Annotated in this window: 20 protein-coding genes; 11 read left to right on the forward strand and 9 right to left on the reverse strand. The window is 51.5% G+C overall.

The window, feature by feature from the left end; all coding sequences use genetic code 11:
* Position 1: 1 nt before the first annotated feature.
* Entirely contained in the window at positions 2-1,501 is a 1,500-nt protein-coding gene (locus tag ATL17_RS00340; protein ID WP_133570801.1) for a CoA-acylating methylmalonate-semialdehyde dehydrogenase, read from the reverse strand.
* A 98-nt stretch (positions 1,502-1,599) separates the two neighbouring features.
* Here ATL17_RS00340 and ATL17_RS00345 point away from each other — a divergent pair, with 98 nt between their 5' ends.
* Positions 1,600-2,481 (forward strand): LysR family transcriptional regulator, encoded by an 882-nt coding sequence (locus ATL17_RS00345; RefSeq protein ID WP_133570802.1) that lies wholly within the window; start codon positions 1,600-1,602, stop codon positions 2,479-2,481.
* 88 nt (positions 2,482-2,569) lie between these two features.
* A complete protein-coding gene (locus ATL17_RS00350; protein WP_133570803.1) occupies positions 2,570-3,412 on the forward strand; it encodes an amidohydrolase family protein in 843 nt (280 codons plus the stop codon).
* Here ATL17_RS00350 and ATL17_RS00355 read toward each other — a convergent pair.
* Positions 3,409-4,428, reverse strand: a complete 1,020-nt coding sequence (locus tag ATL17_RS00355; RefSeq protein ID WP_133570804.1) for a LacI family DNA-binding transcriptional regulator — start codon at positions 4,426-4,428, stop codon at positions 3,409-3,411. The two genes, ATL17_RS00350 and ATL17_RS00355, sit on opposite strands and share 4 nt — an antisense overlap.
* Positions 4,429-4,613: 185 nt before the next feature.
* Here ATL17_RS00355 and ATL17_RS00360 point away from each other — a divergent pair, with 185 nt between their 5' ends.
* From ATL17_RS00360 to ATL17_RS00395, 8 genes are all read left to right on the forward strand, one after another.
* Positions 4,614-5,858 (forward strand): ABC transporter substrate-binding protein, encoded by a 1,245-nt coding sequence (locus tag ATL17_RS00360; RefSeq protein WP_133570805.1) that lies wholly within the window; start codon positions 4,614-4,616, stop codon positions 5,856-5,858.
* Positions 5,859-5,977: 119 nt separating this feature from the next.
* Positions 5,978-6,874, forward strand: coding sequence for a carbohydrate ABC transporter permease (locus ATL17_RS00365; RefSeq protein WP_133570806.1), 897 nt, complete (start codon positions 5,978-5,980; stop codon positions 6,872-6,874).
* Positions 6,864-7,778 carry a carbohydrate ABC transporter permease gene (locus tag ATL17_RS00370; protein WP_133570807.1) on the forward strand — a complete coding sequence of 305 codons (915 nt, stop codon included), beginning with the start codon at positions 6,864-6,866 and terminating at the stop codon, positions 7,776-7,778. The genes ATL17_RS00365 and ATL17_RS00370 overlap by 11 nt, the downstream gene beginning before the upstream one ends.
* A gap of 2 nt (positions 7,779-7,780) precedes the next feature.
* Positions 7,781-8,857 carry an ABC transporter ATP-binding protein gene (locus ATL17_RS00375; RefSeq protein WP_133570808.1) on the forward strand — a complete coding sequence of 359 codons (1,077 nt, stop codon included), beginning with the start codon at positions 7,781-7,783 and terminating at the stop codon, positions 8,855-8,857.
* A gap of 10 nt (positions 8,858-8,867) precedes the next feature.
* A complete protein-coding gene (locus tag ATL17_RS00380; protein ID WP_133570809.1) occupies positions 8,868-9,614 on the forward strand; it encodes a sugar phosphate isomerase/epimerase family protein in 747 nt (248 codons plus the stop codon).
* Between the two features lie 8 nt (positions 9,615-9,622).
* A complete protein-coding gene (locus tag ATL17_RS00385; RefSeq protein WP_133570810.1) occupies positions 9,623-10,747 on the forward strand; it encodes a Gfo/Idh/MocA family protein in 1,125 nt (374 codons plus the stop codon).
* 11 nt (positions 10,748-10,758) lie between these two features.
* Positions 10,759-11,817, forward strand: a complete 1,059-nt coding sequence (locus ATL17_RS00390; protein ID WP_133570811.1) for a sugar phosphate isomerase/epimerase family protein — start codon at positions 10,759-10,761, stop codon at positions 11,815-11,817.
* Positions 11,818-11,827: 10 nt separating this feature from the next.
* A complete protein-coding gene (locus ATL17_RS00395; protein ID WP_133570812.1) occupies positions 11,828-12,961 on the forward strand; it encodes a Gfo/Idh/MocA family protein in 1,134 nt (377 codons plus the stop codon).
* A gap of 41 nt (positions 12,962-13,002) precedes the next feature.
* Here ATL17_RS00395 and ATL17_RS00400 read toward each other — a convergent pair whose 3' ends face one another.
* Genes ATL17_RS00400 through ATL17_RS00430 form a run of 7 tightly spaced genes read right to left on the reverse strand, consistent with a single transcriptional unit; the run spans position 13,003 to position 19,833 of the window.
* Positions 13,003-13,959 carry an ABC transporter substrate-binding protein gene (locus ATL17_RS00400; protein WP_133570813.1) on the reverse strand — a complete coding sequence of 319 codons (957 nt, stop codon included), beginning with the start codon at positions 13,957-13,959 and terminating at the stop codon, positions 13,003-13,005.
* 38 nt (positions 13,960-13,997) lie between these two features.
* Positions 13,998-15,050, reverse strand: coding sequence for a FecCD family ABC transporter permease (locus tag ATL17_RS00405; protein ID WP_133570814.1), 1,053 nt, complete (start codon positions 15,048-15,050; stop codon positions 13,998-14,000).
* Positions 15,047-16,042 carry a FecCD family ABC transporter permease gene (locus ATL17_RS00410; RefSeq protein WP_133570815.1) on the reverse strand — a complete coding sequence of 332 codons (996 nt, stop codon included), beginning with the start codon at positions 16,040-16,042 and terminating at the stop codon, positions 15,047-15,049. The genes ATL17_RS00405 and ATL17_RS00410 overlap by 4 nt, the downstream gene beginning before the upstream one ends.
* A gap of 16 nt (positions 16,043-16,058) precedes the next feature.
* Positions 16,059-16,922 (reverse strand): ABC transporter ATP-binding protein, encoded by an 864-nt coding sequence (locus tag ATL17_RS00415; RefSeq protein ID WP_246028601.1) that lies wholly within the window; start codon positions 16,920-16,922, stop codon positions 16,059-16,061.
* A gap of 58 nt (positions 16,923-16,980) precedes the next feature.
* Positions 16,981-17,949 carry an ABC transporter substrate-binding protein gene (locus ATL17_RS00420; protein WP_208111093.1) on the reverse strand — a complete coding sequence of 323 codons (969 nt, stop codon included), beginning with the start codon at positions 17,947-17,949 and terminating at the stop codon, positions 16,981-16,983.
* A 10-nt stretch (positions 17,950-17,959) separates the two neighbouring features.
* A complete protein-coding gene (locus tag ATL17_RS00425; protein ID WP_133570816.1) occupies positions 17,960-18,925 on the reverse strand; it encodes an ABC transporter substrate-binding protein in 966 nt (321 codons plus the stop codon).
* 56 nt (positions 18,926-18,981) lie between these two features.
* Entirely contained in the window at positions 18,982-19,833 is an 852-nt protein-coding gene (locus ATL17_RS00430; protein WP_133570817.1) for a (2Fe-2S)-binding protein, read from the reverse strand.
* Between the two features lie 537 nt (positions 19,834-20,370).
* Between ATL17_RS00430 and ATL17_RS00435 the strand changes: the two genes are divergently transcribed.
* A complete protein-coding gene (locus ATL17_RS00435; protein WP_133570818.1) occupies positions 20,371-22,329 on the forward strand; it encodes a beta-galactosidase in 1,959 nt (652 codons plus the stop codon).
* Positions 22,330-22,402 lie beyond the last annotated feature (73 nt).

Raw genomic sequence — 22,402 nt, forward strand, 5'->3', positions numbered from 1 at the left:
ATTAGCCCAATGTTGGCATGGAGAATTGCGCATCAGCACGCATACCAGTTGGCCAGCGACTGGTGGTGGTTTTCATGCGGGTATAGAACCGCACGCCTTCCATGCCATGCATGTGATGGTCGCCGAATAGGGAGGCTTTCCAGCCACCAAAGCTGTAAAACGCCATCGGCACAGGGATCGGCACATTGACGCCAACCATGCCTACTTCAATTTCCTCGCTAAAGGAGCGCGCCACATCGCCATCGCGGGTGAAGATGGAAACGCCATTGGCATATTGATGACCATGGATCAGCTCAACAGCATCTTGATAGGAATTGCGGCGGATCATGGTGAGCACCGGACCAAAAATCTCCTCTTTGGAAATGGTCATGTCCGGTTCTGCATGGTCAAACAGCGAGCCGCCAATAAAGAAACCATCTTCATGGCCTTGCGGCTTTTTGAATGTGCGCCCATCCACAACCAGCTTTGCGCCTTCTTCAACGCCCTTATCGATATAAGAGGTGACTTTGGCCAAATGTTCGCCAGTGACAAGTGGACCCATTTCCATGCCTTGTTCAAGCGAAGGGCCAACTTTCAAGGCTTCAATTTTTGGAACTAGTTTTTCCACCAACGCATCTGCAACCGAGTCAGTAACGGGTACGGCCACAGAGATGGCCATGCACCGTTCGCCTGCCGAACCATAGGCTGCGCCCATCAAGGCATTGGCTGCCATGTCCAAATCAGCATCCGGCATGATCACCATATGGTTCTTTGCGCCGCCGAGGGCTTGCACCCGCTTGCCATTGGCCGTGCCTTTTTGGTGGATATATTGCGCGATGGGGGTAGAGCCAACAAAGCTAATGGCTTTCACATCTGGATGCTCAAGCAAGGCATCTACAGCCACTTTATCGCCATTGACCACATTGAACACACCATCAGGCAATCCTGCCTCTTTTAGCAACTCAGCAATCAACATAGGTGCTGATGGATCGCGCTCACTCGGCTTTAGGATGAAGCAATTGCCTGTGGCCAGCGCGACGGGGAACATCCACATTGGCACCATGGCGGGGAAGTTAAACGGGGTGATGCCTGCCACCACGCCCAATGCCTGGCGCACCATATGGCTGTCTACGCCTGTACCAACATTTTCAGAAAACTCACCTTTCAAAAGATGGGGCATTCCAGTTGCAAATTCTACCACTTCAAGCCCACGGGTAACCTCGCCCTGCGCATCGTCAAACGTCTTGCCATGTTCAAGCGACACAACACGAGCGAGTTCATCCAGCCGATCCCATAGAATGGTTTTGAACTTGTCTAGAATACGTACTCGACGCAGGGCAGGCGTTTTAGACCATGCGGGCCATGCAGCTTTGGCTGCTGCAACCGCTTGATCAACTTCCTGCGTGCCGGCCAGCGCGACTTGCGCGCTGATTTCGCCAGTTGATGGGTTGAACACATCCTTTGCCAGGCTCGATGTGCCCGCCACTTGCTGATTAGAAATGAAATGTCCAATAGACGCCATGATAATCGCTCCTTTGCCTTTGGATCACCATATACATTGCAAAAATGGAACTAAACGCGCATAATTGCGTAACTGAATTGCAAAAAACGAAATAAGATATGAATTGGGACGACGCGCGAATGTTCCTCGCGGTGGGGCGCCATGGTCAATTTTTGGCCGCATCCCGCACGCTGGGCATCAACCAGGCCACGTTAAGTCGCCGGATTTCGGCATTGGAAGCTGATGTCGGCAGCAAATTGCTGGTGCGCCGCACCAACGGCTGTGAGCTAACCGAAGCGGGGCGTAAAATGTTGACGGCATTGGAACAGGCCGAAAGTAACATTATGGACGGGCTCGAAAGTGTTTCGCATCAAGATTCTGATGTGAGTGGCACCGTTCGGATCGGTGCCCCAGATGGCTTCGGCATTGGCTTTTTTGCGTCACGACTTGGGGCGCTGGATGCAAAGCACCCCAATTTAAAAATTGAACTGGTGCCCGTGCCGCGCAGTTTTTCACTTTCCCAGCGCGAAGCAGATATCGCGGTGATGGTGGGCCGGCCAGATAAGGGCCGACTGGTGGTCCGCAAGTTAGTTGACTATAGTTTGGGGCTTTATGCTGCCAAGAGCTATTTGGACCAAGCAGGTCGCCCGCATTCGCGCAATGATCTGGCTGATCACAAATTGATCGGCTTTGTAGATGACCTCATTTATGCACCATCACTGGACTATGTGCAGGAATTTTATCGCGGGTGGCGATCTAGCGTCGCCGTGTCGAGTGCGACGGGGCAGGTTGAAGCAGCAAAAGGTGGCGCGGGCATTGCCATTTTACACGATTATCTTGTTTTGCCAGAAAGTGGCCTAGAGCCTGTGTTACCCGATTTGAAGATCAGTCGATCCTATTGGCTGGCGGTGCATGAAAGCCAGCGCAATTTGGCCCGCATTGCTGCGGTGAATGACTTTTTGATTGAGATTGTAGGCAAAGAACGAAATCTATTTGCGTAAATTTTGCATGTAAAAACATATTTGACATTTAAAAATACCTGCCTAGTTTGTGCGGGCTGGATCAAAATGTTGCAAAGGTGCGCCAACGATGAAGCTGATCGATACACATCAACATCTCATTTATCCTAATGATTTGCATTATAGCTGGACCGATGATGTTCCTGTCTTGGCGGGGAAAGCGTTTCAAATAGAAGACTATCAAGCGCTTGTTGGCGAGGCGATTATGGGTACAGTTTTTATGGAGGCCGCGGTGGACGTGGAGCTCTACCAAGATGAAGTGGCGTTTATATCGCAGCTTAGCGCGAAATCAGGAAGTGGAATTTTGGGAATTGTTGCGGCGGCCTATCCGGAGCTGGATGGTTTTGATACATGGTTCCAGCAATCACTCGCCAATACTGACATTGTTGGTTATCGTCGCATATTGCATGTAGTCGACAATGAGATGTCTCAAAGTGAAAGGTTTCGGCAAAATATACGCAAACTAGGAGAGGCGAATAAAAGCTTTGATATGTGCTTCTTACAAAGCCAATTGAGCTTCGCAATCGAGTTTGCGAAGGCTTGCGATAATACTCAATTGATCCTTGATCATTGCGGTAACCCAGTTTTGGAAGCTGAGCAATGGGATGATTGGTATCAGCACATGTTTGAACTCGCGCAGATGGAGCATGTCGCAATCAAAATTTCTGGCATAACTTCAAGTTGCCCGTCAAATGTGGATATGAAGAAAAAAATTACGCCTTATATTGAAGCCTGTATCCAATTGTTTGGTTGGGACCGCTGTGTGTGGGGGGGCGATTGGCCAGTAGTAAATTTGGGACAAGGCTTATCGCATTGGATTGATTTGACACATGAGATATTCGCTGCGGAATGTAGCGATAATCGCAAAAAGCTTTATCAATCCAATGCGAAGCAAATTTATGGTCTTGCCTAAAGCGGTGCGGTGCTTTGCCGGGGGATGAGTTTCACATCTACTTGCTGCACAGGCGTAGTTTGCGGCGGTAAGCGATTAGCGAGTTGGTCCAGAAGATAAGAGGCGGCCAAAACGCCGATTTGTGTGCGGTTCTGCCGGATTGTGGTGAGCGACGGAATAAAACTGCCCGCAATTTCAATATCATCAAAGCCGATCACAGAAATATCATCCGGCACTTTCAGGCCACGACGCGATATTTCGGAAATAAAGCCCATGGCAATCAGGTCGGAGCCGCAGGTAATTGCCGTCGGGCGTTCTGTCATCTCCATAAAGGACCGGGCGGCCTGTGCGCCCGCATCAAGAGAGAATGCGCCGCCATCAATAAAGAAATCGCGGTTGATGGTCAGGTCTAGCTGTTCCATCGCGCTTTCAACGCCGCGCAAACGCTCTTTTGTCAGCACATTGTTGCGCGGGCCTGATATATGGCCGATTTTACGGTGGCCTAAACTGTGCAAATGCTCAACTGCCTGAACAGCGCCACCAAAATTGTCACTGCGGACAGAGGGGAATTCAAACTCAGGTTTCCATTCGCACGCAAAGATAATGCGATTGCCAAAAGCGGAATTTTGCATCTGTGTAAGAACATCACGCGGAATAGCGCCATCGAGAATGATCATGCCATCCGCGCGCATATCCATGAAGTAATCCAAGAGATTGTCTTCACGTATGCCCTTGGTGTCTGACACCAGCAAGCTCAAATCTGAGGTGGTGAAAACACTCTCAATGCCAGATAGAATTTGCGAAAAGAAGGGGTTGCCCAAATCAGGGAGCAGGGCAAGGATCGCATCCGACTGCCGCTTACGAAGGTTTTTCGCAGCGCGATTCACGCGATATCCAGTGCGCTTAACCGCGTCCAAAACCAGTTCGCGGGTTTTCTCGGAGACCAAATCCGGGTTGGAAAGGGCGCGGCTTACCGTGGCTGTGGATACGCCAGCAACGGTTGCAACATCTTGAATTTTGGGGCTTTTCCCGTCCATAAGTTGCGGTCCTTTTCCTCACCTTCTTCCAGTCATAAACAAATTCTTGACAAAATCAAATCTTTGATTGATCGTTTGTAATCGATTACAGAAAACGATTGCAGTTTAATGTAATCGATTGCACAAACTTTGCTGGTAGGAGGCCAGAAAAGCGGGTGCGAACGGTCGATTTTAGGGAGGAACAAATGGACCAATTGAAGAAAATTCTAATCGCAACCTCAGCAATGGGCGCGATGAGCTTAGGCAGCGCAGCGCTGGCCGCTGATCTGGAAGTTACACACTGGTGGACATCGGGCGGTGAAGCAGCAGCTGTGGCTGAATTCGCCAAAGCCTTTAACGAGAAAACAGACCATAATTGGGTGGATGGTGCCATTGCAGGCTCTGGTGGCACAGCGCGGCCAATCATCATCAGCCGTATTTTGGGCGGGGACCCAATGGCGGCAACCCAGTTGAACCACGGTCGTCAGGCGGAAGAGCTGATCGAAGCCGGATTGATGCTGGATTTGACCGATGTGGCTGAAGCTGAAGGCTGGCGTGATGTGGTGCACCCAGTATCATTGCTTGATAGCTGCACCGTTGATGGGCGTGTTTATTGCGTGCCGGTGAACATTCACTCTTGGCAATGGCTGTGGTTGAGCCATCAGGCATATGCCGATGCGGGCGTTGATGTGCCAACAAACTGGAGCGAATTCGTTGCAGCAGCGCCAGCATTGGAAGCCGCAGACAAAGTGCCATTGGCGATGGGCCAGCAAGGGTGGCAAACCTCAGGCGCATTTGGCGTGATCAATGTGGCCATTGGTGGGCTTGATCTGTGGCGCAAAATCAATGTGGACAAAGACGCGGCGGCAGCAGCGAGCCCTGAAATGTTGGAAGTGTTCCAAGCCTTTGCTGAGGCACGTTCATTGTCGTCTGGCTCGAATGTTCAAGATTGGAACTTGGCCACCAACATGGTGATCACTGGACAAGCCGGTGGACAAATCATGGGTGACTGGGCGCAAGGTGAGTTCCAAGTAGCAGGCCAAACTGCAGGCGAAGACTACACCTGTTTGCCAGGTCTGGGCGTGAACGAAATCATCTCAACCGGTGGTGACGCATTCTACTTCCCGAAAACGGATGACCCCGAAACCACCGCTGCACAAAAAGAATTGGCGAGCCTGATGCTCTCTAAAGAAGTGCAGGTGGCGTTCAACTTGAAAAAAGGCTCTCTGCCTGTGCGGGGCGACGTTGACCTGCAAGCAGCAAACGACTGCATGCGTAAAGGCCTCGATATCTTGGCCAAAGGCAACATTATGCCAAGTGGTGACCAGCTGTTGACTGCGGATACCTCGTCGCAAATCGAAGATTTGCTGGTCGAGTTCTGGAGTGACACCAGCATGACGGCAGAAATGGCGCAGGAACGCTACGCCGACATTATCGCCAACGCTGACTAATTGCTCCCGCGACCGGGGCTGGTTCTTCGCCTAATAGGCATAAGAGCCAGCTCTGTGCTCAAGGTTCGCGCGTCGATTAAACGTGCGAACCCTTTCGCAAGACTTGAGAGGCATTTCACATGGCGGGCGCAAAACAACCCGTGCGCATTTTGCGCAATTTGAATGCGAAAATCGCAGCGCTGCCCATGATCGCCACGGCATTGGTGATTTTTGTGGGCTGCACAGTCTGGACGATTGTACATTCATTCACAAAATCCAGATTGCTGCCGAAACTCGAATTTGTAGGCTTCGATCAATATGAACGGCTTTGGAGCACGCGCCGCTGGCTGATCTCCATTGAGAATTTGGCTTATTATGGTATTGGCTCACTTGTGTTCTCGCTCACCATCGGCTTTTTACTCGCAGCTTTGCTTGATCAAAAAATCCGGTTCGAAAACACATTTCGCACAATCATCCTCTATCCATTTGCCTTGAGCTTCATTGTGACTGGCCTTGTTTGGCAGTGGATACTCAACCCTGAATTTGGCATACAGCACATTGTGCGCTCGCTCGGTTTCGAAAGCTTTGTGTTCGATCCGCTTTATACGCCAGACATTGTGATCTTCGGCGTTTTGATTGCTGGGCTTTGGCAGGGGACAGGGTTCATCATGGTGATCATGCTTTCCGGCTTGAGGGGCATTGATGGTGAAATTTGGAAAGCGGCGCGCATCGACGGCATTCCGAAATGGAAAACCTATCTTTTCATCGTCATCCCGATGATGCGCCCAACCTTCGTGACCGCGCTCGTGTTGATCTCGGCCGGCATCATCAAAGTTTATGACCTTGTTGTGGCGCAAACCAATGGCGGGCCGGGCATCGCTTCTGAAGTGCCAGCTAAATATGTTTATGACGCCATGTTTAGAAGCCAGAATTTGGGGCAGGGCTTTGCTGCTTCCACCATGATGCTGCTTAGCGTGCTGGTGGTGCTGATCCCCTGGGCATATCTAGAATTTGGGGGCCGCAAAAATGGCAAATAACGCAAAAACAATAAGCGCATCAGGCGTAGAGCCACGCGGGCCGAAACCACGCCCCATGCTATCGCCGCGCAACATCATGATTTACGGCACCTTGTTCATCGTCGCGATCTACTACGCATTGCCACTTTATGTGATGGTGGTCACCAGCCTGAAAGGCATGCCCGAAATCCGCCTAGGCAACATATTCGCGCCACCAGTTGAGGTGACGTTTGAACCTTGGGTAAAGGCGTGGGCTGAAGCTTGCACAGGCCTAAACTGTAATGGGCTGAGCCAAGGCTTTTGGAATTCAGTAAAAATTCTCATCCCATCGGCAGCACTTTCGATCCTGATCGCTTCGATCAATGGCTACGCTTTGGCCAATTGGAAGTTCAAAGGCTCGGAGGTGTTTTTCACTATCCTGATTTTTGGTGCTTTTGTGCCTTATCAGGTGATCATCTATCCAATCGTGATCATTTTGCGGGAACTGAACCTGTTCGGCAAATTGGGTGGCCTTGTTATGGTGCACGTGATTTTCGGCATGCCAATCCTCACCTTGCTGTTCCGCAATTATTTCACTTCACTCCCCGAAGAGCTGTTTAAAGCAGCGCGCGTGGATGGGGCAGGGTTCTGGGGCATCTATTTCCGGATCATGCTGCCTATGTCTTTGCCCATCTTTGTAGTGGCGCTGATTTTGCAGGTCACTGGGATTTGGAACGACTTTCTGTTTGGCGTGATCTACACCAAGCCAGACAATTACCCGATGACAGTGCAACTCAACAATATCGTCAATTCGGTGCAGGGCGTGAAGGAATATAACGTCAATATGGCCGCGACCATGCTCACGGGCATTGTGCCGCTCATTATCTATTTCGCATCAGGCAAACTATTCGTGCGCGGCATCGCTGCTGGCGCGGTGAAAGGTTGATCATGACCAGTGTTTCTATTCAAAATCTTGATCTTAATTTCGGCAGCGTAAACGTGCTGAAACAGTTGAACCTCTCCATCGAAGAAGGAGAGTTTCTGGTGCTGCTTGGCGCTTCAGGCTGCGGCAAATCCACTTTGCTCAATTGCATCGCTGGCTTGTTAGATGTGAGTGACGGGCAGATATTCATCAATGGCAAAAACGTAACTTGGGCCGAACCAAGCGAGCGTGGCATCGGCATGGTGTTTCAATCCTATGCACTTTATCCGCAAATGACGGTGAAGGGTAATCTCAGCTTTGGATTGAAAAATGCCCGTATGCCGAAGCAGGAGATTGAAGCGCGTGTGGCACGTGCTGCTGAAATTTTACAGATTGAACCCTTGCTAGATCGCAAGCCCGGCGCGCTTTCCGGCGGGCAACGACAGCGGGTCGCCATTGGCCGTGCCTTGGTCCGCGATGTGGATGTATTTCTATTTGATGAGCCGCTCTCAAACCTGGATGCCAAGCTGAGGGCTGAACTACGGGTGGAAATCAAACGACTTCACCAGAAGCTTGGCAACACCATGATCTATGTGACCCATGATCAGGTGGAGGCGATGACGTTGGCTGATCGCATTGCCATCATGCGCGGAGGGCTAGTGCAGCAGTTGGCCAGCCCGGACGAGATCTATAATCGCCCAGCCAACAAATATGTCGCCGATTTTATCGGGTCGCCCGCCATGAATTTCTTTGAGGGGCAAATTGATGCGGATGGCAAATTCAATGTCGGTAAACTGACGATAGACCTCAAAAACTATGATTTCGCTGATGGTACGGCCAAAGGCGAGCATTGGCTGGGATATCGACCGGAACATGTTGTGCTGGGCGAAGCAGCGCTGAGCATGCCTGTGCATGTGGAAGCTGTGGCAGACATTGTAGAGCCAATGGGATCTGATACGTTGATCTGGACCAAGATCGAAGGGCATGATTTCCGCATTCGCACAGACGGACAGCAAAAAGTGGCCGCAGGTGATCGGCTTGTCGTGGGCATGGACCCGCGCTTTGCCTCAATTTTTGATAAAACAACCGAAGAACGCGTTTAGGACGAATAAAATGGATTTGAGTTTTCAATTATATAGCGCCCGCAATTTTCAACCTTGGAGCAAGGTTTTTGCAGCTTTGGCGGATTATGGCTATGCCCAGGTTGAGGGTTTTGGCGGGATGTTTGACCAGCCGGATCAATTGGCGGAACTGCTAAAAGCCACGGGTCTGCGCATGGATTCCGCGCATTTTGGCCTAGACCAACTGGAAGATGATTTCGACAATAGTCTCGCCATCATCAAACAACTTGGCATCAAATCTGTCTTTTGCCCGTATCTGGATGAAGCAGAGCGCCCGAATAGCGCCGCGGGTTGGGAAACATTTGCCCAACGGTTGGCCTCAATCGGCGACAAACTGGCCTCCAACCACATTGCTTTTGGCTGGCACAATCACGATTTTGAGTTCAAGGCGCTGGATGATGGGCAATTGCCGATGGACATCATCTTGCAAAGTGCGCCCACTTTAGAGTGGGAGGCAGATATTGCTTGGGTGCATGTGGGCGGACACAACCCACTAGACTGGATTGAAAAATATAAAGACCGCATGACCGCCATCCACGTGAAAGACCGGGCGCCCGAGGGTGAAAATCTTGACCAAGATGGCTGGTGCGATGTGGGTGACGGTGTGTTGAACTGGCAGGAGATTTTGGATGCGGTACGCAGCAAAACCAATGTCAAAATTTTCTGCGTCGAGCACGATAATCCGGCAGATGCATTTGCCTTTGCACAAAACTCATTCAACAATATTCAGAAATTTTAGGGGGCAATATGGCCAATAAACTTGGTGTCGGCATCATCGGATGCGGCAATATCTCTGCAGCCTATATGCGCCTTGCGCCCATGTTCAACTCCATTGAAGTGCGCGCATGTGCCGATTTGAACCGTGAGGCAAGCGCCGCGCGTGCGGCCGAATTTGGTTTGCGTGACCTATCAATTGATGAGCTTCTCGCCGCAGACGATATCGATATTATCGTCAACCTAACAGTGCCCGCGGCGCACTTTGAGGTGAGTAAAAGCATTTTGGAGGCAGGCAAACACGCCTATTCCGAAAAACCATTTGTGTTGAGCGTGGAAGAGGGCAAAGAACTTGCGGCAATCGCCAAAGCGCGAAACCTCTATGTTGGCAGCGCGCCAGATACTTTTATGGGCGGGGCCCATCAATTGGCGCGACATCTGATTGATAAAGGTGAAATTGGCAAGGTGATTGCTGGGTCTTGCCATGTGATGAGCCACGGCATGGAGGATTGGCACCCCAATCCGGATTTCTTTTTCCAGCCGGGTGGTGGCCCCGTTTTGGACCTCGCACCATATTACATCACCAATTTGGTGAATATGATTGGGCCAGTGAAACGCGTTGCGGCATTGGCTACTAAGGGGTCGGATACCCGCACCATCGGCAATGGGCCACGCGATGGCGAGAAAATTCCAGTGGACACGCCAACCAATATCCATGCGCTACTTGAATTTGAGAATGGTGCCACCATCACCATGTCCAATTCGTGGGACGTGTGGGCGCACCGCCACGCAGAAATGGAAATCTATGGGGCTGAAGGCAGCCTGTTTGTGCCGGACCCGAACTTCTTTGGCGGCGATGTGGAACTGGCCAAATCTGACGGTCAAATCAACAAGGTGCCCATGTGGGACCATGCATTTGCGAAGCCAAATGAAGAAGATGGCGCGAACTACCGCACCGTAGGACTTGCAGATATGGCCGACGCAATCATCCACAACCGACCATTCCGGTGCTCAATCGACTTGGCATTGCATGTGGTCGATGTGATGCTAGGGATCTTGAAATCTGGCGAAACAGGCGAGTTTGTCGCCATGACAACAAGTTGCACGCGACCAGCAGCGTTTAACCCCGAACAGGCTAAATCGCTTTTGGCTGATTGAAGGGAACAATAATGACAAAGAATATGAAGGGGCCGGGCATCTTTCTGGCTCAATTTCTAGGTGACGAAGCCCCCTTTAACAGCCTTGAAGGCATGACCAAATGGGCTGCCAATTATGGCTATAAAGGCGTGCAAATTCCCGTTTGGGACAAGCGTGTTTTTGATTTGGATAGAGCGGCGACGTCTCAAGCCTATTGCGACGAAATTAACGGCATTTGCGCGGATAATGGGGTCGAGATTACCGAGCTTTCAACCCATATGTTAGGGCAGCTGGTTGCAGTGCACCCGGCCTATGATCTCCAGTTTGATGGTCTTGTGCCAGAAGAGATGCAGAACAACCCAAAGGCGCGGCAACAATGGGCCATTGATGGGGTGAAGAAAGCCGCGAAGGCGTCTCGCAATTTAGGGTTAGATGTCACCGTGTCCTTTACCGGTTCGCTGGCATTTCCTTACATCTATCCTTGGCCGCAGCGCCCAGATGGGCTGATTGATGAGGCCTTCACCGAACTGGCGAAACGCTGGCACCCCATATTTGATGAATATGAGGAGCAGGGTGTCGACATTGGCTTTGAGCTACACCCCGGCGAAGATGTGTTCGACGGCATTACCTTTGAAATGTTTTTGGACAAGGTGAAGGGCCATAAGCGCTGCACCATCAATTACGACCCGTCACACTTTTTGCTGCAACAGCTCGACTATCTCGACTTCATTGACATCTATCACGAGCGGATCACCGCCTTTCATGTGAAGGATGCTGAATTCACTCCATCGGGTCGCCAAGGCGTTTATTCCGGCTATCAGCCATGGTTGAACCGGGCAGGGCGTTTCCGCTCGCTTGGTGACGGCCATGTGGATTTCAGCGGCATCTTTTCACGCTTGGCCACCCATGGCTATGAGGGCTGGGCTGTGTTGGAATGGGAATGCTGTTTGAAGCACCCTGAAGATGGCGCGCGCGAAGGTGCGCCTTTCATTGCCGACCATATGATCCGCTTGACTGAACAAGCGTTTGATGACTTTGCGGGTGGTGAAACTGACCGCGCCGCGCTCAAAAAAATGATGGGCATAGACTAGGAGCATCGCGATGCACAAAAGATTGAAACTTGGCATGGTGGGCGGCGGCCAAGGCGCCTTTATTGGTGCAGTGCATCGCATTGCAGCCCGCATTGATGACGAATTTGAGCTGGTGGCAGGGGCATTGTCTTCCAAGCCAGAGGTCGCGCAACAATCCGCTGCCCAGCTCGGCATCGCGCCAGATCGCGCCTATGCAGACTTCAAAGAAATGGCCAAGGCTGAAGCCGCGCGAGCTGACGGCATCGATGCGGTGTCGGTTGTCACGCCCAACCATATGCACTTTCCGGTCGCCAAAGCTTTTCTGGAACAGGGCATCCACGTCGTCTGCGACAAGCCGCTCACCGCCAATTTGGATGAGGCCAAGCAATTGGCCGAAATCGGCAAAGCCAGCAAAGTAGAATTTGTGCTGACCCATAATTACTCTGGCTATCCCATGGTGCGGGAAGCAAGGCATTTGGTGCAAAGTGGCGCGCTGGGCAAATTGCGGCGGGTCAATGTGGAATATGCACAAGATTGGCTAAGCGAGGCAATCACCGATCCGGAGAACAAGCAGGCCAGTTGGCGGGCAGACCCAAAACAAGCAGGCAAAGGCGGTGCAATTGCCGACATCGGCACCCATGCCATGCAATTGGCAAACTTTATAACGTTGCAAACGCCTGAAATCCTTGCGGCGGATCTAACCAGCTTTGTTAAGGGACGTTTGGTGGATGATGATGCCCATATGATGTTGCGCTATGCCAGTGGTGCAAAAGGTTATCTGCTCGCCACACAGGTGGCACCGGGCAATGAAAACAATCTCCGCATCCAAATCTATGGCGAAAAGGCAGGACTGACTTGGGCGCAGGAAAACCCAAACCAACTTTGGTTTGCACCGCTCAATGCGCCAAAGCAATTGCTGACCAGAGGTGGGCATGGCACATCTGCGCAAACACAAGGCCAAATACGCGTGCCACCGGGACATCCAGAAGGCTACCTTGAAGGCTTCGCCACCATTTACCGAGATGCGGCAGATTTAATCCGAAACGGACGTTGCGAAAATTGCCTGTTACCGACGCTGGAAGATGGCCTGCTGGGAATGCAGTTTATTGAAGCCGCGATCCAATCATCTGCACACGATTCAGCTTGGACAAGAATTGGCGATTGATATGCCAACGGAAAAGGCGGCCCCTTAGGGCCGCCAGTTTTTTACGGCATTGGTGTGAATTGGCGCCCAGCAATATGCGTGGTCAACAAATCTAAATTCAGCTCCAGGGCGGAGAATGAATAGCCAAATGCGGCGTAAGGGAAAAAGATCATCTGATCATTTTCGCAAGCGTGTAGCTGAGCGCACCAGTTTGGCAGGAACTTCTCCAAACCAGCTCGGACTTCTTCCGGGCCAGCGCTCGCTTCGTTGCCATAGAAATTAATGATGAAATCGCCATCGATCAGCTGGATTTGCTCAGGGCTAACGCTAAAGCTGCGCTTTTCTTCGTCAAGGATTGGCTGTGGAAGATTTAGCCCCAAATCATCAAGCGCCACGGTGAGCGCGCCTAAATCGGTGTAGGCGTAAAGTGTTTCACCTGCTGGGAAGGAGAAGCTGACGCTAACTGTGATGTCCTGCTCCTTAGGAAAGTGATTTTGAACTGTGGTGAGTTTATTCTCGTAATTCTCCAACAACCGCTCATATTCGTCCATACGGCCAGCCGCGTCGGCCAGTTTTTTCATGCCGTCTTTGACAGGATAGTTGTTTGGATCAATGTAAAGCGTAGGCGCAATGCGGGACAATGGCTCCACAAATTCATCGCGTTGTGTGAAGATCAGATCAGGCTTTAGTCCGGCGATCTTTTCATAATCCAAATCATTGTAAGTGCCCAAAAACTCAATATCCGAATTGGCCAAGCTGATGCCCAACAAATCTGGGACGGTGCGCAAAAATGGGGTACCATTGCCAGCCAATCGACCAGCGCTGCCCACAATAGGCACGCCTAGCTCCAACAGAGGCAGGGTGAGGCGGTTGTCATTTTGAGAGATAACGCGCTCAGCCTGTACAGGCACTTCGACCTGCCGACCTGCATCATCAGTAAAAATTCTCGTCTCCGTGGCAGAAGCTGTATGCACCACCAAGCTCAGCAAAATGGTGAGCGGTAAGAGTAATGTTCGCATGATTTTTTTCCCTATTGTTGTGCGACCTAATTGAAAATTTAAAGTTCGGTGCGGGCCTGCTGGCGCATGATGAGCCAAACGAAAAGCGGCACGCCAATAATGGCCGTGACCAAGCCCGCAGGGATTTGCACCGGAGCGAATGCGGTGCGTCCAAACAAATCGGCAACCGCGACCAAAAGGCCGCCAATTGCTGCCGTGATGAGAAGATGCACACCAACACCAGAATGGGTGAGGCGGCGCGTAACATGCGGTGCAACCAGCCCGACAAAGCCGAGAGGTCCCACGGCTGCTACGGCGAAAGCCGCCAACGCCACGGACAGCATGATCAAGCCCCAGCGCGCAATTGAAACATTCACGCCCAAACCAGTGGCGGTATCCGGCCCCATGCGCATGGCAGCCATTGGGCGGCTTGCCCACATCAAGATGGGCAGCAAGGCGAACAGACAGGCACTAGTGAGCCAAACATCTTGCCAGTTTGAAGCATGCACCGAACCGGCGAGCCAACCCAACGCGGCTGTGGCGCGGTTGATGTCGCCATAGGTCAAAAGGGCTGATGTGCCAGCGGAAATGAACGCCGCGACGCCTACGCCGGTGAGAATAAACCGCATGGTGGAGCTGCCCGTGCGACCAGCAGAAATCCATTGGATGATAATCGCGACAACCAACGCGCCGCCAAAGGCGTAAAGCGGGCGATAATAATAGCCAAGCTCCGGCATCAACACGGTGAGAGCAACAACGGCAAATCCAGCACCTTGGCTGACGCCGACCAAAGATGGATCCGCCAAGGGGTTGCGGGTTATATTTTGCAAGGTTGCGCCAGAAAGACCCAATAGTGCGCCGACCATGATCGATACCAGCACTCGAGGGAACCGAAACTCCCAGACAATAGTGGTGCCTGTTTCGTCGGCGGGGCGTTGCCACAGAATATCCAAAACCTGACTGGCACTTAGCGGATAGCTGCCGAGCATCAGCGATAGGCCGATAATGAACAGCAACGCGATCATCATGCCGAGCAGCACCCATAAAGCGCGGACCGGCAGGCGCAATGCGAGTTTTTGGCTTGGTGTGCGAACAATAATATCCGGCTTCATAATTTTGCCCTCACCAGCCACACGAAGAAGGGGGCGCCCAAAAGGGACGTGACCAGCCCGGTCGAAATTTCAATCGGTGCCAAAGCAATGCGGGCGACAATATCGACGAACAATAAATAGGCTGCGCCTACCAGAGCGGAATAGGGCACAACGAAACGATAGTCGGTGCCGACAAACAAGCGCACAGCATGGGGAATGACTAGCCCGATAAAACCCAAAGGGCCGGACAGAGTGACCGCTGATGCGGTGAGAGCAACAACTGCAATTAAGCTTAAGATTTTCACCTGAGCCACGTTCACGCCCAAACCGATTGCCACCTCATCGCCCATCGCCAGAGATGTGATCTGCCGTGCAACAGCGAAAGAAACAAGAAAGCCAACCAACAGCCAGGGCAGACACCACATCATGTAAGACATACGGTTGCCATTGATGGTACCTGTCAACCAAACCCGTAATTGGTCAAAATTATCTTGGTCAAGCAACTGCACCGCAGCAATGATGGCGCCAAGAAACGCAGTGATGGCGGCACCTGCCAAAATCAAGGTGAGGGGACGTGCGCCGCCGGGCGCGGAAGACGCAATCCAAAACACCAGCGCAGAGGCCGCCAAGGCGCCCCCAGCAGCAACCAAAGGCATGATAGGTACAATGGCGCTTCCCCAAATGCCGAAGCCGACAACAACGGCGAATGACGCGCCTGCCAAAAGCCCCAATAGGCCGGGGTCGGCGAGTGGGTTGCGCGTAAGGCCTTGCATCAAAGCCCCGGAGACAGCCAAGGCGGCACCCACCACCATGGCGATCAGCGCACGTGGCATACGCAAATTCCATACAACGATGTGATCAAACACAGTTTCATCTCGTGCGATCAGCGCCGTGAACACATCAGATAGCGGGATAGCCTTGGCACCGATTGAAATGTGTAAGGCAAAGAACAGGGATATGACCACAGCCATCAAGCCGAGGCGTCCAACTTCGCCAAATTTTTGAATTGTCATTATTTCGCGGCGTCCATCAGCCATTCAGATTGGGCATGCACACCGGACGGCCCGCTTCTGCGTCAAAGATAACGCGTGCATCTAGGCCGAAAACGGCGCGTAAATTTTCGCGTGTGAAAATGTCATTCACATCGCCTTGCGCAATGATTTCACCACTGCGCATCATCACCAAGTTATCAGCGTAAGCAGCTGCGATGTTCAGTTCATGCAATACAATGACCATGGTTTTGCCTGCCTCTTTGGCAGTCTTGGTCAGCAAGTTCATCACATCGACCTGGACCTTCAAATCCAAAAAGGTCGTGGGTTCGTCCAGAAGCACCAAATCCGTTTCCTGCGCCAAGGCCATGGCGATCCAGCAACGTTGACGCTGCCCGCCGGACAGGGCGTCGATGGGGCGTTCAGCAAACTGCGAAATGTTGGTCACTTCCATTGCCCAATCAACTGCGACGCTATCATCCTTCGTCCATTGTTTCAGCAATGTTTGGTGGGGGAAACGCCCTTGCGCCACCAATTCACGCACCTTTAAGCCTTCCGGCGCAATCGGCCCCTGGGCGAGTAATGCCATTTGCTGCGCAACTTGGCGCGTGGGCAATTGGTGCACATTTTGCCCGTTAAGGCTGACGCTCCCTTCGCTAGGCGTCAGAATGCGGGCCATGGTTTTCAGTAAGGTAGATTTGCCACACCCATTTGGTCCCACAAGGATGGTGATTTCACCCTCTGGGACATCCAAATCGATATGCTTCAGAATTGGTGTTTCACCATAGCCCGCGCTGATATTTTGCGCCCGCAAACTGATTGGCTTTTGCGTCGCTGGTTTTTGCGCCAGCGGCAAGACCTTCACTTTTTCATTGTGATAAAAATCTTTCGCCATTTGGGCCATGTGAAACTCCAATTCAAAAGGGGTGGGCCATTGGCCCACTAATTGCGCGTAACGTGCCTTACGGACGGTCGTCTTCATGTGTGTTTGGGTCACCATCAAGAGCCATCTCAATGGCTGCTTCCAGCCGATCAATGGTGTAGGGCAGGCTCAACAAAGAGGCATGGGAGAATGCGCCTGTGACCTCTTTGCCCAAAAACACTTCCCGACCGTCTTTCACCACATTAAGGAAAGGCCGTGCTGCCAACTCTTCGATAGGGCCAAACTCGCCAGTTGAGGAAAGCCAGATCAAAACGTCAGTATCCAGCGGCGTTAAATCTTCGGGAGACAATTCCGCCCAGAATGCATCGCCAACCGCATCATCAATTTTTTGCGGAGTGCCGAGCCCCATATTGGCCAGCAGAAGCGGGCGAATATCGTTGGAGGCATAAACGCCGGGCGTGCCATCCCATGCCGTCGCCACAGCAACATTTTTGCCTTGCCATTCAGGGTGATTTGCTTTCACGTCCGCCAATTGGTCGCGGATTTTTTGCACCTTTTCTTGGCCAAGTTCTTCCATTCCTGCCGCACGCGCGGCGATCATCGCGCGTTCGTCCCACGGCAAGGCATAGTCGCCAACGCCATCAGGCACAGCCACAACAGGCGCAATAAGGCTGAGGCGCTCATAATCTTCAGCGCTAATGCCGGACCAAAGGCCGATGATCACGTCAGGCCGTGCCGCCGCAATGGCTTCAAAATCCAACTCGCCCCGTAAAATGGTTGGCTCCGTTGTGAGCGAGGGGGCCGCCCATGGCCAAACCACACTGTCATAATCGCCATACCAATAGCGTATGGTGACGGGCTGGATACCCAGCGCCAGCAAATCATCTGCCCCGGCATAATCGATGGACGCCACGCGTTCGGGCTTTTCTTCAATGATAGTGGTGCCAAATTTGTGCTCTATTGAGAGAGGGAACTCTTGGGCCATCGCTGTGGTGCAGGAGACAACCAGCATGGCAGCGACACCAAGATATCGAATTGCTTTTTGCATTGTGAAATTCCTATTTGCTTACGACAATTGTCGCAGGGTCGCCATCGATCGCCGCTTCAATCTGCGGCACCAACGCATCAATCGCAGCGTCAAGGCTAATCAAAGAGCCATGCGAAAGGGCGCCATTGGTGATGGAGTTTGTAGACATCATAATTTCGCGTCCCTCTTGCGCGGCTTTAAGCGTGGGGCGCAGCGGCAAGTTTTTGATCTGCTCTTCAGACTCTGGCGTGGTGAACCAAAACAACACATCAGCATCGAGAATGGGCAGCTCTTCTTCAGAGATAGTGATGTAGAACTCGCCCTTTTTGGAGATGTTCTGCACGCTAGGCGCAACCGTGAGGCCCAAGCCTTCGATAAATTTCACGCTTGAATCATAGGCGGAATACACGCCAACACTGCCGTTCCAATAGGTGGCCATGGCGAAGGTCTTACCGTCCCATTCAGGATGTGAGGCTGAGACAGACTTAATTTTCGCGCGTATCTCATCAATCTTGGCGAGCGCTTCATCTTCTTTGCCCAGCACGCGGCCTGCTAATTGTGCCTGCTCATGCCATTGCAATTCATAATCGCCATAGCCCGGCGGTACTGCGACAACAGGCGCAATTTCGCTTAGCTTTTTATATTCTTCTGCGCTGATGCCAGATCGAATAGCCATAATCACATCTGGATTGGTTTTGGCAATTTGCTCGAAATTCAACTGGCCGCTCAACACCTCCGGTTCGACGGAAAGCAGGTCTTGCGCCCACGGCCACACTGCATTTGGATAATTGCCAAACCACAGTCGTGTCGTCAGCGGCTGCTCGCCAAGCGCCAAAATATTGTCATGCCCCGCATAATCAACGGTTGCAATTTGCTCAGGTTGCGCCTCAAGCACCGTTGTGCCGAATTTATGGTCGATTGTGAGCGGATATGTCTGCGCAAAAGTGGGCACAACCAGTGCCAAAAAAGCGCCCAAAATCGCAATATTCTTATTCATTATTTTCCTTTCGGCTGCCGCTGCAGCGCTGGTTATGCGACCTTTGAACTGTGGGATTAGGCGGCGTGTTCTTCTGCATATTTATCGCGCAAATGTGTTTGCAGCCGCGTGATCATGCTGTCTTCATCACGCAGCACGCAGGTGGAGCAATATTCACCGCCATCTGAAGTGTAATAGCGGCAGCAACCGCCACGCTTGCGAAACCATTCTGAGATTTCAGGCCGTTCGGGCAGTTTGATTTGAATAAATCCGCTCTGTTTGGCGAAAAGCTTGCTGCCTTTGGTTTTTAAGATCTGCTCTGCAATCCGCATTGCAGGCATCATGCTGTTGAAATTGTCGCCCTGCACCAGAAAGGCAGTTGCCAAACTGTCGCCCACAAGCCGCCACAGCGCAGGCTTCGCGAGGCCGGACGCTGCATGATGTGCCTCAACAAGCGGGGTGAACAATTGCTCAAGCAATTGCGTGAAGCGGGCGACGACGTCCTCATCAGATGTCGCCAAGCGCCAAGCGGTTTGCGCGCTGTCTAGACTGATATCGGCTGCACCCATGGTGCCGCTTTGCCCATTCTTGTGCCAAGACACTTGACGCAAATGCAGACTGAATGCGGCGAGTTCGGTCTCATCCAGCCACATATTGTTCATGGCATAGCCTGCAATCGGGCGAAGGATCGCCCATGACATGCGACCCATAGAAAAGGCTGCGCCCATTTTAATGTCGGCGCTCGGATAATGTGCTGTCGCCAGCTTAAACAAACGTGGCAAATCCGCGGGCGTTAAAGCGCCAATATTCTGTCCCTCACGACCATTGGGCGCAAAAGTAAGGCGAGGGGAGAACGCACTTTCATCGCGGTTGATGGCACTCAGTAAGTGAACCAGCTTATCTTGGGTCGTTGCAGGAGCGATTGGCATATCGGCCTCACAGTTTCGAATAACTGGAGTTCAATAATCATAATAGAGTGGCGTACGCAAGTTTAACTGGAGTAATTTGGTATAGTTTAATTTTAGATGGCTTCGCAAAGGTTTTGCTGCTCTCCGAATTATGAAATTACGATTATATATCAATGTGTTGAGAATGATCCCAGCGGTTGGTGTTATGGTGGATTTCGGTGAAAAATGAATCTGTAGTCCACAAGATGCCCAAAAATTCAGAAAATTTTTTCCTGTTTAGAACCTGTCTAATCTTTGGCATCTTCAAAGAGAAATACTAATTATATATCAGTAGGTTATGCTGTAAATCAGAATCATTTTATCATAAATTCTGTCAAATCTTCTACTCGCAGTATAGGGCACGCAACTGCTGCGGCGCCGAATAAGCGCTTGTGATTTTGAAAAATAACAATCAAAATATAAACGTTTATATTTCGAAAAATATATGCCATAACCAATGAAGTGTTTGATTCCGGCTGACGCGTAATTCGTGCAGTTGGTGGATGGTGAGGAGAGTTTATGCTTGAGTTGGGCGTGTGTTATTATCCGGAACAATGGCCGGAACATATGTGGGAACGCGATGCCCAACGCATGGTTGAACTTGGCCTGACATGGGTGCGTGTGGGCGAGTTTGCCTGGTCTCTTATCGAAGAGGAAGAGGGTAAATTCAACTGGACGTGGCTGGACCGCGCCGTTGATATTCTTGGCAAAGCGGGCCTGAAGGTGGTGATGTGTACGCCATCGGCTGCACCACCAAAATGGTTGATCGACAAACATCCCGAAATTTTGCCTGTAGACGCAGAAGGACATGTGCGCAAATTCGGCGCGCGTCGTCATTACTGTTTCTCAAGCGATATTTATCGCGAACATGCCGTCCGTATCGCTGGCGAATATGCCAAGCGTTATGGCGCCAATCCCTTTGTAAATGCGTGGCAAATTGACAATGAATATGGTGACCACGACACCATTCATAGCTATTCAGAAAGCGCGAAAAAGGCATTCCAGAGCTGGCTGACCAGCCGCTATCACGACATTGAGGCGTTGAATCAGGCCTGGGGCACTGTTTTTTGGAGTATGAAATATAATCGTTTTGATCAGATTGAACTGCCGAACAGCTTGGTTGAAGAGCCAAGCCCGACACACCTGCTCGATTATCAGCGATTTGCTTCCGACGAAGTGATTAAGTTCAACCGCGCACAGGTCGATATTGTCCGGAAACATGCGCCTGATCGGCCAGTTACCCATAACTTTATGGGGCATAATACCGACTTTGATCATTATGAACTGGGCCAGGATTTGGATTTTGCGTCATGGGACAGCTATCCAATGGGCGCGCTTATTCATGGTAAAATGGATGATGCCGAGAAAGCGCGCTTGCTTCGCACAGGGATTATCGACCAACCAGCCTTTAACAATGATCTTTATCGTCAAGCTGGGCAGGGGCGTGCGTGGATTATGGAGCAGCAACCCGGGCCAGTGAACTGGGCGGCCCATAATCAATCGCCCCATGATGGCATGGTGCGGCTGTGGACGTGGTTGGCATTCGCCCACGGGATCGATGTTGTGGTCTATTTCCGTTGGCGTCAGTCGAAATTCGCGCAAGAACAATTCCATGCGGGACTATTGCTGCCAAATGATGAGCCGGATCAGGCCTATTTCGAGGTGGCGCAAGTGGCCAAAGAAATTGCTCAGTTGCCGCAAGAGATTGCTGACCGGAAAACTGCTAAAGTTGCGCTGATGCTTGACTATGCATCACGTTGGGCGGCGCTGAGCTTGCCGCAGGGCAAGGATTATTCGAGCGCCCGCAATATGATGAATTGGTATCAGGCGCTATCTGCTAAGGGCGTAGATGTTGATATCGTCGGGCCGCATAATGATTTAAGTGCATATGATCTGGTGATTTTGCCCGACATTATTTTGGAAAATGCTGAGTTGGTGCAAAAGCTAAAAGCGAGCAATGCCAAAATCTATCTCGGCGCACGCACGGGCAGCAAAACGCAGAATATGCACATTCCAGACAATCTGCCGCCGGGCGAATTCGCCCAACTTATCAATGTGAAAGTCAAGCGTGTTGAATCTTTGCCTGAATATAATCAGGACCTTATCGTAATGGATGAGCAGCGTTTCGCTGTTGGCAATTGGCGCGAATGTATCGAAAGTGATGAGCCCGTTTTGGCGCGCTTTGAATCAAACCATCGAGATCAATCGCCCGCATTGGTGGGCAATGAGAAATGCTGGTACGGCACCGCCAATTTTTCGGGTGCGGCATTGGAGCATTTGGTTGATAGATTGTTGAGTTGGGCAGGTGTCCCAATGAGTTCATTAGACCGCGATGTGCGGGTGACTAAAAGAGGCCCATTGCATTTTGCTTTTAACTTTGGCGAACGATCTGCTGAGGTGCAGATGCCAGAAGGGGCGGAGATATTGCTCGGAAGGGCGGAGATTGCGCCGCGCGACGTTGTGATTTGGCGCGAGTAGAGAATGAATCGATCTGAAAAGTCAGATTGGTAAAATACTGAAAAACAATAATAAAAACTCATTTTAAAACACA

Source organism: Maritalea mobilis (assembly GCF_004363175.1).
Lineage (GTDB): Bacteria > Pseudomonadota > Alphaproteobacteria > Rhizobiales > Devosiaceae > Maritalea > Maritalea mobilis.